Genomic DNA, 13,694 nt, shown 5'->3' with positions numbered 1-13,694 from the left:
TTTGCCTCGCTTTCTGATATGGTCTGCATTATAACGACACCCCCAAAAAGCCCCGTGTCATTTGAAAATCAATATTACCTTGCTGATAGAGACGCGGTACATAAGAATGTTCCAAAATTTCTTTGCTACGCTCGAGTATATGATCCACCCATAAGCTAGGGTTGCCCTCGAGTATCAAATCGACATCTTGCTTATGGTTATGCAGCACAACCTGTTCGGACGTCAGTTGCAGCATTGGGACGAAAGGATGCGCCTGCATCGGACGATCACCGATCAGTGCAATTATTAATTCCACACCTGTGGCCGCGAGTCCTGTAATCGTCTCTACCCCATGCGTTGTTGGAGTCTCCATTATGTGGAAGCCGTTTCGTCGGACGTGTTCCCCATAGGCAATTGACGGCCCAACTTGAGACGGGCTAACTAGATGCTGACTGAACGCCTCTTCGGCAAGCAATCCGCTGTTCTCGGGAACGACGACCAAGCCTCCGGCTCCGACAATCATCTTAGTCAGTGCCCCCAGCTGCTTGCCGGCATCTTTGTTAATGGCACCAACGCTTACGAGCCCGATGCGCAGCCCTTCCAAACCGACGGTTACCTTCTCCGCAGTATCGGCCGCTGCCAATCTATCGGCGAACCAGGCTTCAACCTTCTCGCTAACCTTGGCAATTCCGCCGTCGAGCTGGATGCTGGCATAACCAAGACGGCTTGCATCGACGCCCATCACATCCATCTGATGGCGCATGTAGTCGTTATGTGTTTTCTCGCAGCCATGCTCCAGCAGCAAACAATGCTCTACCATCGGGTGTGTAATATAGCCGATCATCGTGCGGGCAAACAGCGATTCAGCTGTCCCCCCGGAGGTGCCGCAGCCCTCGGTGTGTGCCAATGTGACAAAACGCGAGAGCTCAGGCTGCCCTGCTCCTTGCTCGTTCAGGCGCTTTGTGATCATGCCCGCTACCTGTCCGGCACAAAGACTAGTTGGCACGATCAATCCGATATTGTCACTAGACTGCCGATTGCGATGCCGCGTAAAGGAAAATTGGATCGGGTTAGCCTTCATTATAACATTATCTTCAATTTCTAATGGTTCACCTGTCGGTACAGGAGTGTGAAGCAGCGTCTCCAGCTGACTCGCATCGCTCTGCTGCCAGTTGCGCCAAATTTGCACTTGGGCATGGCCCGCCTTCTCGCCGACGCTTCGCTGACCAGAGGCAATTTCGAGCGCCAACTCGAATACCTCTTGACCCAGCTCATCCATCGACTTGCCTTCCAAATACTGCCCCGCGTTCACATCCATATCGTTCGAAAGCAATTGGAATCGGCGAGTTGTCGTGACCACCTTAACCGTCGGCACATATGGAAAGTTGGTGATCGAACCATTTCCCGTTGTAAAGAAGATCATATTGCAGCCTGCGGCTACCTGTCCAGCGATGCTCTCCAGGTCATTGCCAGGGCTATCCATAAAATAGTAGCCGCCATCCTTCATAAGCTCCCCGTACTCAGTTGCATAATCAATCCGCGTTATCGGGTCTTTCTTCATAGCGGCGCCTATCGATTTGAGATAGATGTTGTACAAACCGCGATACATGTTACCACCTGATGGGTTACCTTCCGCACTGGTGCCGTGCCAGGACGTGCGCTCCTTAAATCGGTTCACAAGTTCCAGAAATTTGCGCGCGGTTTCCACGTTGCGTACTTTCGAGAGGATATAGGGCTCCGCGCCAATCAACTCATCCGTTTCGGCTAGACTAGCCGCACCGCCGTAACGTACCAGGTGTTCCGAAACCCAGCCGAGCAACGGATTCGCGGATACGCCGGAAAATGCGTCCGAACCGCCGCATTGCAAGCCGATTCGCAAGTGGCTGATAGATTCAGGCGTTCGCTGCATCGTGTTGACCGCCCCCAGCCATTCGCGTACTAACGCTTCACCATTTACCAACTCTTCTTCGAAGCTTCCTGTGAGCGATACGAACTTATGCAGGACTTCATCGATCGGATAGCTATGCTCGCGTGCATACGCCTCCACCATCTTGTTCGTGACCGATTCATTGCCATAATCGACAACCAATACCGCTCCGACGTTCGGGTTGACCATAAAACCTGCGAGCGTTCGCAGCAGCAAGTCCACATTATTCGGCTTCTCTGTGCCGCCCTCTGTGTGAGCGACGGGAACGATTCCGTCTATATTCGAATGGTTCTTCCATTCGCCTTGCAGACGGGCGGCAAGCTCATTCACATAGCTCCCCGTATGCGAGGTGGTGCCGAGTAGTACGATGTAGTTCCGGGTGCCAACTCCGCGATCTGTATGGCGGCGATATCCCATGAAAGTGCGCGTATCCGTAAATGCTGGCGATGCCTGAGCCGGCTGAAAGTTCTCTTCGTCAAGGATGTAAGGAGAAACTTGATCCACGAAATTGGGCTCTGCCGGCACTGCGAATGTCAACTGGCGCACACTGAGCGCTTTCCGTACTGTTTCGTTGATCACATAGTGGCCAGGCTGAATCGGCTTAAGCGCCACGCCGAAAGGTAAATGCCACGAAAGCAAATCTTCGCCAGGAGCGATCGCTTTCACCGCAAATCGATGACCTTCCATAACCGTGTAATCCAAGGTGAGGGTTTGGCCTTCATACTGAATGACGGTACCAGCGTTCAATTGCTGAATCGCAACTGCGCAGTTATCCCCTGGCAAGGGAAGTCTCGCTACTTCTTCAAATTGATAAACGACGTCCATTGATGATTGGCTCCTTTGATGAGATTTTCCGAACAAATCGAGTTCTTCCAATGTTGATGCTACTTAATGATATTGTACCAAGATTATGGCATTTGTTAATTCTTTACCTTTGCACAAACATACTCTATTTTGATATTCTATAAATAAGACAAATAATGATTTGAGTTCACCTGGGAGGCTCGAAAAATGCAAAAACCGCTAATAAAGAACTTTACTAACGATGACCTCCTGCCATTTGACATTGTTTTTAAAGACAAAAAGACACCAATTCGAGAACTTCCAGAGCATCTTCATGATCGCTTTGAATTGGTTTATGTTTATAGTGGAAAAGGTACGTTTTTCTTAAACCAAATGCTCTATGAGATGAATGAAGGAGATCTCTTCATCATTCCTGGCAATACCATTCATCAGGCGTTGCCCGATTCTGAATCTCCGATTACGGCCACTGCTGTCTTTTTTGATCCGCAACTGATCGGACATTATTCCGCAGGTGATTCGTTTACGAATATGCAAGTTTTTGAGCGAGCACGAAAATATAAGAGCTATAAGCTTGTTATCCCAACAGCCATGCGCCCTCAACTCGAAGAAAAGCTCACACAAATGCATGATGAATTGGAACGACACGAAGCTGGTTTTAGATACGCAGTTCAACTACTTTTAAATAGTCTTCTGATCAGCATTAATCGTTTCATATTAAAAGAGTCCCATCATCAACTGGCCGAGTCCGATGTCGGACCCTCCTGGTTACTAAACATACTTCAACACTTAGATCAGTATCACACTGACCAAATCGTTGGACTTTCGTACTTGGCAAAGCAGACTTCAGTCTCAGCCGCTCATTTATCTAGGGTGTTTAAACAATTAACCGGGATGAATATCACCGACTATGTAAATGCCAAGCGAATTTCCACTGCAAAGGAGCAGCTTTTAACTACTGACCTAGGTATTGATACGATCGCCCACAATTGCGGTTATGAGAGTTTACCTTATTTTCACAAGTTATTTAAGAAGTTTACTGGCGTTACACCAGGCTTATACCGAAGAAAAGTAATAAAAGAAATTAGCTTCCAAATCGACAATAGGACATAGTGAAAGTTAAAAAGAGCCTGCTTTTAAGAACAGCAGGCTTTTCGCATCCATTAAAGTTTATAGAAACGCTCCGCATTTCCGCCAAATAGTTGCGCACGCTCCGTTTCTCCCCAATGTTGCGGAATCGCATTCAACAAAATCTCCATGACCTGATCATAATCCGCAGCAAGCAGACAGACTGGCCAATCACTACCGAACATAACCCGCTCCGGCCCAAACATCTCCAGTATAGATTGAATATATGTTGTAAAATCTTTCTGTTCCCATCCATGATGCTTAGCCTCTGTGACCATGCCGGACAACTTGACGTATAAGTTGGGATGCTCAGCCAGACGTTTCATTTGGCTATGCCACGGCTCAAATTGATCTTCCGCAATCCGTGGTTTCGCAATATGATCAATGACACCTCGTAGGTTAGGCACGCTATCTACCAATGGGATAAGCGCCTCCAACTGATCGCTGCGAAGCAATAAATCGATAGGGATGTCTAAGGAGGCATACTTTTGCAACGCCTCAATAAAATGAGGTGCCAGAATCTCCCGCGCATCCGCCATTTCTTGAATCATAATTCGAAAACCAACAAACTTCGGTTGAGCTTGAAACTGCTTAAAATAGTCATAATGATTGGGATCATTAAGATCCAACCAACCGACAACTCCAAGGATACTTTCATCTTCTTGCGCCAAGCTGAGGAGATATTCTGTTTCCTCCAAAGTCTGTGCAGCTTGAACGACAATGCTACCACTAAGAGAATGTGCGGCCAAGTGATGGGCGAGATGCCGCGGCAAAAAATCCCTATTCAAGACTGGAAGCTCAGGAGTAATCCAGCCATAATCGCCTCGCTCAATGAGCCAGTAATGTTGATGTGCATCAATTCGCCGCATAACAAACCTCCTATATATCTATCATGTATCCTTATCATATCAGCATATAGATGCATAAATAATAGTCAATTTTCGCAAAAACGTACTCATTTTTGATTTTATAATCAAAGAACTCCCTAGAGCGCCGGAAGAAACGAAGATCGTCGTTTTCATCTTACAACAAGCGACACTAGAGCTAAAGGAATACCTTACTTTTTATTATTTTTTTCGTTTGATTTAACATATTTTGAAATCGTTCACGCTGCTTTGCAGTTAATTTCTGATTGTTTTCATTTAAGGCATCATGTATGGAGATAACCTCAGTTTTCTTACGACCATTTTCAAATTTTCGATGCACTAAAGTAGGAATATAATTAGTCTCCGAAATGATTATTTTCCCATCTTCGGTTTTTTTGACTTTAATATTAAGAATAATACTGCTTTGTGTACGGGGGTTTTTCATTAATTTCGTAGAAATAAAATTACCTAAGGAATACATAACCATTTGTTGATCTCCCCTCGCATGTAATGGTTGAAGAACATGTGGGTGTGACCCTAATATGATATGGGCTCCATGTTTAAATAAAAGTTTGACCAATTGCCTCTGTTGTAGATTTGGAGTATGACTGTATTCATTTCCGAAATGTAAATAAATGATTACAAGATCAACTTGTTTTCTCAATTGATGAATATTCTCAATTATTTTTTTTGTATGGATTAGGTTGACCATCCAGGTTTTATGGGATGGTATTGAAATGCCGTTGAGTCCCGATGTGAAAGATAGGATTCCGATTTTTATACCTTTGATGTTTTTGATAAGATATTCTTTCGACTCTTTTCTAGATTCAAATGTACCAGTATGTTCAACCCCATTTTGGTTCAAAATCTGTAACGTTCTAAGCAAACCTTGGGTGCCATAATCCATACAATGATTGTTTGCTGTTATTAAAACATTAAAACCGGCTCTTCTAAGCGCTGGAGCTAGTTCATCCGGACATTTAAACAGTGGACCACGTGATTTCCGTCTAACTCCCCCTGTATGTCCAGCGAAAGTGGTTTCAAGATTTCCAATCGTTAAATCCGCCTTTTTTAGAATTGGAGCTACTTTTTCTAAAAGAGGATCAAATGAATAGGTCCCGTTATTCAGTTTAGCATCGGAAATGATGTAACGTTTTACCATCAAGTCTCCGACAGCGGATATCAAAATTTCAGTCAATTTCGTTCACCTTCTATTATTTTATCTGAAAAAGCGCTTTCGAAAATTCATTCTTATAATGAAGTGAAAAATAGCACCATCAAAACGCTAATAAGCATTTTCAATAAATACTATAAGTTAACCTCTCATGACCATGTCACATCCCCTGTTCGTTCCTACATCGCATTCTATGAATGATACTTCATTGAAGGCACGGCGACTCAATGAATTCGGCCTTAATCACGCATCACGCACTGAAAAGCCAAACAAAAAAAAAGCAGGAAATTCCCTGCTTTCTATTTCTTTCCCACTTGCTCGTGAACTGTCCAGAGCACCGTTTGCGGAGTCTGACCAGCAATGAGTTGTTTTCCGTCACTGTAGCCTTCCTCTCGGCCTGCCAATTCAGCGGCAAGTCGTTCACGCCAGTTCTTCAGACTGGCACTATACCGCATATCGTCAACCAAATTTTTGAGCTCCTGCGGATCGTTGCTTAAATCGAATAATTGTTCTTCCCCTGTTTGGGAGAACCAGATATATTTTTGATCAGCATCTGTCATGTAATGGTTCGACATGTCCCTGAACATGTGCTCGCCATGCAGGACTTCACGCCACTTGACCCTCTCACCTCTTGCCAGTGGAATGACACTCATGCCCTCGACCGTTTCAGGAATGGTCACCCCAGCCGCCTCCAGCAATGTCGGCATAATATCTCGGATTTCGACGACTTGATTTTTCATCGTATTTTTGTCCAGTTTCAGCATTTCACCCGGATCAGCCAAAATAAAAGGAACCTTCACACTGCCTTCATACGACATTGCCTTACGGAATAAATGATGGTCACCTAATAGTTCGCCGTGATCAGATACAAAGAGAATCACCGTATTGCTGAGTACATTGTACTCGTGCATGGCTTGCAAAAATCTACCGATCTGATGATCGACATGTGTAATTAATGCATAGTAGGCAGCTTGCGCCAGTCTTAACCTGTTTTTAGGCACAATGCCTTTGTAAGCAATAGGATCCAAACCGTTCCGCTCCACATCGAGCATATCTGCCCACTCTCCAACTGCAGGCTCCGGAATGTCAGCATTCAGATACATATCGAGAAAAGCTTGCGGTGGATCAAACGGCGGATGAGGACGAACGAAGGACATGCTGAGAAAAAAAGGTTTTCGTGGATCCCGACGGCGTAGGAAATCGATCGATTGAGTAACTACCCAATTCGTCGGGTGCAGCGACTCGGACAAATGCCACGGCCTAGCCATAGTGGAGGCATTGCAATCTAGCCCCAAATCCAATAGATCGCTTGTTGCACCAGCCCGCTCGCGGAGCCACGGCACATAATCATCGCAATTATCGAAGAACTCGGCTGAGGTCGTCTTTGTACGCATCCGATTATAATGCAAGTAGCCGTCATGCAGAACAACATTGTGGAAACCACACAAATTGCGTGCAGGAGATACATGCATTTTGCCGACACATTGTGTATGGTATCCGGCTGCTGACAGCACCGAGGGAAGTGTATGCTTGTAGTCCCAAGGGACGTGCTCTTGGTAACCGACTCGACCATGGCTGCGCTGGCTCATACCCGTCAACATGGCTGCGCGTGCAGGAATGCAGCTTGGCGTCGCGGAATAGGCGTTGCTGAACAGCACGCCGGTACGTGCCAATTGATCCAGATTTGGTGTGTCTACCACAGGATGATTTAAAATACTGAGACAGTCGCCACGCATCTGGTCGACAGAAATAAGCAATATGTTCGGTTGCATTCACAAACCCCTCCATGAAATAAAATCGCAGTTGATCCTTCTTTTAAGTCAAAAGACTCTGAAGGATCAACTGCATGTGAGTTACTGGCTAATATTGATTACAGGCCTATTCCCAATAATCGAGTTTTCCTTAGAGCCGTAACTGATATCTCCGAGGCTGCCGACGTCCGTCGGTGAGTAAATACGAAGCGACAGATCACCTCCGGAAGCTATAGCATTGTTAACCTGTGCGGTCACATCGACCTCAACCGACGTACCCACGGCCATGCCGGACCAGGTTGCCACCACGGCACCGGAGGTCGGCTTGCCTGTCCATAAGATGCCCGACTCCGTCCAGCTTGTCGTCGTCGTTACCGCGACAGCGTTCGTTGTTGTGGCCGATCCTACTGAGGTTGGTACGAGACGCATCGTCGCTTTGGAAACGGTTCCGCTTAGCGAAGATAGGTCAAACTTTAGATAGGATTCCCTGGAATAGCCGCTCGTGCTTTTTTTCGTTAAAAGAGTGGGGTCGCTGCCATAATTAGTACTGGCATAAGAACCATCCCGAACGAAAGCGTCTGCGGTGGGTGCAATACTGTAAGTTTGTTTCTCAATGATGAGTACCGGTCGATAATTTATCGTTGCATTCTCTCTGGATGCATACGAAACATCGCCCTTGGAGCCCTGGTTCGTTGTCGCCATCAAGCGGATCGAAAATGTTTTGTCCGTCGATGCTGCGTCGTAAACCGCGCTTGTCACATCGATCTCAACCGGAGTTCCGACAGCAGGCGCTGTCCAATTGGCCAACAGTGCTCCGACACTCGGCTGATTATTCGAAGTCATCCCGGTCTCGGACCATGTATCGTCAGCGACAGCATGCGCTTGCTGCGAGAGACCGCTCTGACCGGTGTAAATCGGGACGAGGCGAATTTTTGCCGACTTGATTGTGCCTGGAATCGTTATTGAAGAAACATCAAACTTTAAGAAAGAAAATCTGTTATAACTGGTTGCATCGTTTTTAACGGAAAGCACATCTGCCGTACCGTAATTCACATTCGCATATGTTCCATTACGCACGTACGTATCTGCTATCGGATTAAGCGAAACTAGATCAGTGAGCTGAACTGATAATTCGCCGGATGAAGCACTTTCTCCCGCCGGGTTAACGGCCTTCACGATGAAATAATACGTGTTGCCGTTCGTTAATCCCGTAATCGTGTAAATATTGTCGCCTGCGCTGACCTCAGATACATCCACGGAATTCGTATAGCTACCAGCGGTCGTTCCATAATAAATCCGATAGCCGGTAGCTCCCACGTACCCATTCCATTTCAGCGCAGCGGAACCGCCCACTTTGGTTACTTCGATTAGCTGAGGCGCAGCAGGCACAGTGGTTGTACCCACAGTCAATTTGGTAAGGAATGATTTGCCGGCAGCTCCCGCGGTCTTCACTTCCAGCTTAGTTGTTGGTGTAAACTGTTTAATGGTCACACCAGGATCCATCTGGTTAACGCCAGTTGTCGCCTGTTGAAGCTCAATATTAATCGTGCCAGCATTCGCCTGCGTCGGATCGGACACCGCCACCTCAGCTTCAGTCGATGTCGTCTTCAGCAATACGGACGCCTTGGTGTTGCTTGTCAGTTCACCGACAGTCTTAGTTGCGGCATTCCAAAAGTTAACCGCCAGTACGTTGCGTGTATTCTCTTTCACCGCCTGTGCTTCAGTGGAATTTTCAACAACCGTGAAGTCCGGATTAGTGGCGTATACGCTTGTTTCTAAAGCGCTTACATTGGGAAGTAACGCATATTGATAATTCGTATTTGATGGATTCACACCATGATCAAACCACATCGTTTCATAGTTGCGGGTCATGGAAGCCGTGATGAGATCACTGCTGTGAATCCCCGTCCAACTTCCTGTTCTCGACTCACGGACTCCGTTTAAACTAGTGGATTGAGGAAAGTAATAACCAATATCCGATCCGCTAGACGCATTTCCTTGCAAATGCATCGTGTTAACGCCAGTATATGTTTGTGTCCCGAGTGTCAGTGCTGTGGATTGTGTGACACCATTGACAGTTAATGTATTGTCGCCCGATGAGTTCAACTTGCGGTTGTCAACGACGGTTTCGATGGCTCTGCCGGACGTACTTGTAATTCCCGCCCCTAGCGCCACAATTTCATTATCGAACATAAACCAAGATTTCTTGCCAGTGACATTGCTGCCGTATGGATTCAACTGCATGCCGGCCACCCCGAATGTACCGTCGCTTGCTCCTCCTACCCAATTCTGAGAGCTAAAAGTACTTTGCCCTGCTGCGTTGGCTAACGTTCCCGTGTCTACAGTAATTCCTGCCAGTCGATATGGGTTCACGGTTGGCCAAAAAGCATCATCGTATTGGCTAAGGTCATTATTGTAGAGGTAGGTCATTCCATCACCTGTATGCCATCCGTGGAGATTGTCACCGTTAATCGATTCATATCGATATATGCGACTGGATGACATGGAAAGTCCAAATCCAAATCCTGGGCGAGTATGAACGATTCGATCAGATTTCGGGAAGACCTTGTTTTGGACAAGCTCTCCTCTAGAAGCAATCGATGAGTCATTAAGTACCTGTTTCGCTAGAAGAATGTAGAAAATAGGCGTATTTCCACCTACAAAGTTTTGGAAAGTATCTTGCGTAATCCAATATTTGACCATATTTTTATATGCTAATGCATCCACCCCAGAGGCAGACTGACTTAACATTAAAATGGCCTGAATGGCCACAGCTCCATAGTAATGATCGTCTGCTGAAGAATAGGCTATGGTTCGTCCTCTGAGCATCGACATCAGCGAGCCATTATAGATAGCAGGCTCGTACGTATGGTAAACCCAACGATATATATTGGCCGTATCAGGATCCGTAATCGCCCAACTCGAACCGCTCAACAGGTATACCAGATTGACGATATATTGGAAGTAAGTCGTACCATAGTTACCGAAATATGGATGGGCCGTATGTTGAAGGAAAGATCCGTCCGTGTACATGCCATCCCCGGAAGTGACATATTTAAACACACTTTCAATACCGCCCGTTGCAGTTGGGAGCGTCGTTATGTCGCTTAATCCGTCTCTGCCGAGCGCGACTACTGTTGCGTCTTTGCTCAGAATGCCTCTGAGTGTAACCACCCAGCTTTTCTCTACCCTATTCGCCCCTGTCGCCGTTGCACTCCCTTGCGGTGCGCGGTTAGGGTCCGGCGAAAACTTTTTGATGGCATTCATATAATTGGTCACTTGCGTTGATGTCAAATCAGCGTACATGAGTACAACTGCATCCAACAAGTGTCTAGGACCGGAAAGCTCCCAATGATACCAGTTGTTATAAATGCTTTTACTAGGATTATAACGATTCGTATACATCCATTCTAACGCGCTGATGATTTCATCCCGCAACGCTGCATTGTGGTAGAGAGGGTTATACGCCTGCGATGAGGAGCTGCTGCTCCCGATTGTTGCATAAGCAAGTGCCATCGCCCGAATACGACCAAAGTTATAAACCAATTCTGCCGAGACCGTTGTGCTGGTCAGATCCGTCCATAAGCAGCTACAACTCGTCCTATTCGCGCCAGTCTGTAACGTATCCAGGAAGCCGCTGGCCGAACTGTTCTGTACTGTACTCACGGTGAGGGCAATTTGTGCAGCTATATCCGGATCATTCATATCGAAGGCGCTGCCTCCAGTAAGCACCTCGCTCCATTTCTGTCTTAAATCATCAAATTCATCTGCTGCATATACCTGTGATGCTGGAACAAACGCAGTACTTATGAGCGAAAATACTAGAAAAAAAAGTAGAATCCCCGCCAACCATTTTCTCATCATAATCCTCCTTAGAAATTAACATATGAAACATCTTTCTTATGCTTTCTAAGTATGGTCCTGTCACAAGTTAATCCACTAACTTGAGTGCAGTCCTTTCATCTGTCCACTCCAACTTCCAAACACTCTCTCTACTCGCCGAGCTGAGGCTAAGCAGCATGTTTCCCTCCTCTCCAGCTTGTACCTGTAGTCGTAAATCCTGTTCCAATTCTCTATCCCCATGATCCGGTTTATAAGTAAAGGCATTGATAAACAGAACTTCACGTCCTGCCGAACCTTGTACCCGCTGCACGAACGTTTGTCTGGAACTGTTAATCGGATTGTCGGGTGTGATAGCTGTGATTAGTTCAGCTGGTTGTGAGCACCAGCTTACTTGCAACAGCGTCCCCACATTCATCTGCCAAAGGAAAGAATCAGCCTGTTTGAGTGTCCTACTCTGTTTTTCATGCAGCCATTCCTGCGAAAGCCCACTCACCATGCCCGTATAAGGCTCCCATGCTCCCTCATCCGCCAACCGGCCGCTTATATGGTACAACAGATCAATATCCCGCTCCTCAGGCACAGAAACTTTTACGATATCGAGAAGCAACTCATCCGTCAGCGCACTAATTCTCCGAATGCTCGCTCCACGGTAAGCCTGCTCATCCCACGGGCTCATCTCAGGCGGCAAAATGATGGATCCTTGCATGCGGTATCCCTCGTCGTTCCAGTCCGCAGCGCATTCCACCCACGAACCCCAATCCTCTTGGCGGTATTGCAGCAGCTTGCCATCAATCGGCGGCTGATCCTTGCCGTTTAAGCACACCGTATTGTGAGAATAGGTGTGCTTAAACCAGCCGTAATGCGCAGGCACGCCATATGCAGTCGTCCCCGGATCGATGAAAAGTGGCACGCTTCCAGCGTAAAATGATAGACCGAGGCGGTCCATATGATCGTGCTCGCCGCCGAACCTACTATGTTTGATTAATAGGTGCCATCCAGCCCGATTCACAAGCTTCGTCAGACCGCTAGTTTCAGAAGTACTATCCGAGACGATCTGTTCAGCCAAAGAAGGAGCATGGCTCCCGCTCTCTTTGCTTATTATGGTCTCGTTTAAATCCTCCCCAAACCACAACGATTCCAAAGAATCACGTTCAATAGAAGAAGCCGTATAACACGGCATGCCATCCGTAGGGATTAAACCATAGGCAAGTTGCAATAGTTCTTTGTAGGCAGCATCCCTGTACCACGCAAACGCTATCTCATAATAAGGGGCTAAAGTTGGAACAGCCATTCGGTAGCTTGCATCATTCATATTTGGCAGCGAACCATCCGGTAAAATATACCCCAACGGATAATCAAACATTTTCTTTAGGGTAGGGTTGTCTTTTAGTTCCCACACTGTGCCTTCTACAAGAATCGCGTACTGAAGTAAAGAGTGATAGCCGTAAAAATGATATTGAAAATTACCTTCGTACCACATGCCGTCTTCCATAACGCCTCGCTCCAACTGGTCAAGCAAGCCATAAGGCCCCTCTAGACCAGCCTGGTGAATTTCGTTATCTTGAAGCAGAAATCCCAGCATTCCAATAGCTGATGTAATCAGCAAAGCATGATTATGAAGCTGATGCTCCTTACGAGCAATTAGAAACTGCGCACAAGGTCTAAGTAACCCCTCGTGAATACGCTGTTTCTCATCCTCTGAAAGCTTTCTTGCGATAAACTGAAAGGCATAACACAAATCAATGATCCAGTGAGCTTCGTCCAACGTTTGCGCAAACAGCTTGCCAGGCCCATTATACGGAATATTTCCATGTACCTCATAGCCCTCATAGAACTGAGAGTAGGCTAACAAAACCTCTTTGACCTTAGCCGCAGCTTCATTTCCGTTCGTAATCAGACTATAGATCGCAAGCTGTTTCATACCAATCCCTAGTTTTGAATGTGCCAGTGTAACCCAAGCGGCATCATAAGGTTCACCGCTCCATTCCTTAAAACAAACGGAGCATATATGCTGCCTGGGCTTGCTCCATTCAAAGCGAAGGGGACTGCCGTCATTATGGCAATAATAATAATGTCCCCAATTACCATATTCCTTCTCTGTGATCGTATAACGGATTTCCAAAGCACTTTGAGCCTGCGCGCGCAGTAACTCTGCCGCTTGCAAATACGCTGGATCATGGAAGTTACTCAGCAGCGTTTTTAACCGTTGGGCATTCATGAACAAC

At 46.6% G+C, this 13,694-nt stretch carries 7 protein-coding genes; 1 reads left to right on the top strand and 6 read right to left on the bottom strand.

What is annotated here, in order from left to right:
- Positions 1-28: 28 nt before the first annotated feature.
- Positions 29-2,731, bottom strand: coding sequence for a UxaA family hydrolase (locus tag AC58UX_RS02310; RefSeq protein WP_497249317.1), 2,703 nt, complete (start codon positions 2,729-2,731; stop codon positions 29-31).
- A gap of 186 nt (positions 2,732-2,917) precedes the next feature.
- Between AC58UX_RS02310 and AC58UX_RS02305 the strand changes: the two genes are divergently transcribed.
- Positions 2,918-3,820, top strand: a complete 903-nt coding sequence (locus AC58UX_RS02305; protein ID WP_497249315.1) for an AraC family transcriptional regulator — start codon at positions 2,918-2,920, stop codon at positions 3,818-3,820.
- Positions 3,821-3,870: 50 nt separating this feature from the next.
- Here the strand turns inward: AC58UX_RS02305 and AC58UX_RS02300 are convergent, their stop codons facing one another.
- The 5 genes from AC58UX_RS02300 to AC58UX_RS02280 all read right to left on the bottom strand — a co-directional run bounded on the left by AC58UX_RS02300 (position 3,871) and on the right by AC58UX_RS02280 (position 13,687).
- Positions 3,871-4,704 (bottom strand): amidohydrolase family protein, encoded by an 834-nt coding sequence (locus tag AC58UX_RS02300; RefSeq protein ID WP_497249313.1) that lies wholly within the window; start codon positions 4,702-4,704, stop codon positions 3,871-3,873.
- Between the two features lie 175 nt (positions 4,705-4,879).
- Complete coding sequence (locus AC58UX_RS02295) at positions 4,880-5,899, bottom strand: CapA family protein (protein WP_497249311.1); 1,020 nt, start codon at positions 5,897-5,899, stop codon at positions 4,880-4,882.
- A 275-nt stretch (positions 5,900-6,174) separates the two neighbouring features.
- Positions 6,175-7,647 (bottom strand): arylsulfatase, encoded by a 1,473-nt coding sequence (locus AC58UX_RS02290; RefSeq protein ID WP_497249309.1) that lies wholly within the window; start codon positions 7,645-7,647, stop codon positions 6,175-6,177.
- An 81-nt stretch (positions 7,648-7,728) separates the two neighbouring features.
- Entirely contained in the window at positions 7,729-11,487 is a 3,759-nt protein-coding gene (locus AC58UX_RS02285; protein WP_497249307.1) for a polysaccharide lyase family 8 super-sandwich domain-containing protein, read from the bottom strand.
- Positions 11,488-11,557: 70 nt separating this feature from the next.
- Positions 11,558-13,687, bottom strand: coding sequence for a heparinase II/III domain-containing protein (locus tag AC58UX_RS02280; RefSeq protein ID WP_497249305.1), 2,130 nt, complete (start codon positions 13,685-13,687; stop codon positions 11,558-11,560).
- Positions 13,688-13,694: the final 7 nt, after the last annotated feature.

The organism is Paenibacillus sp. J22P90, from assembly GCF_059692195.1.
The sequence above is the reverse complement of the archived record's forward strand: the minus strand, read 5'-3'. Positions and strand labels throughout refer to the sequence as shown.

What these genes read in the sequence shown, in the direction of transcription:
- AC58UX_RS02310 (WP_497249317.1), bottom strand. Translation starts at nt 2,731, where the DNA reads ATGGACGTCGTTTATCAATTTGAAGAAGTAGCGAGACTTCCCTTGCCA.
- AC58UX_RS02305 (WP_497249315.1), top strand. Translation starts at nt 2,918, where the DNA reads ATGCAAAAACCGCTAATAAAGAACTTTACTAACGATGACCTCCTGCCA.
- AC58UX_RS02300 (WP_497249313.1), bottom strand. Translation starts at nt 4,704, where the DNA reads ATGCGGCGAATTGATGCACATCAACATTACTGGCTCATTGAGCGAGGC.
- AC58UX_RS02290 (WP_497249309.1), bottom strand. Translation starts at nt 7,647, where the DNA reads ATGCAACCGAACATATTGCTTATTTCTGTCGACCAGATGCGTGGCGAC.
- AC58UX_RS02285 (WP_497249307.1), bottom strand. Translation starts at nt 11,487, where the DNA reads ATGAGAAAATGGTTGGCGGGGATTCTACTTTTTTTTCTAGTATTTTCG.
- AC58UX_RS02280 (WP_497249305.1), bottom strand. Translation starts at nt 13,687, where the DNA reads ATGAATGCCCAACGGTTAAAAACGCTGCTGAGTAACTTCCATGATCCA.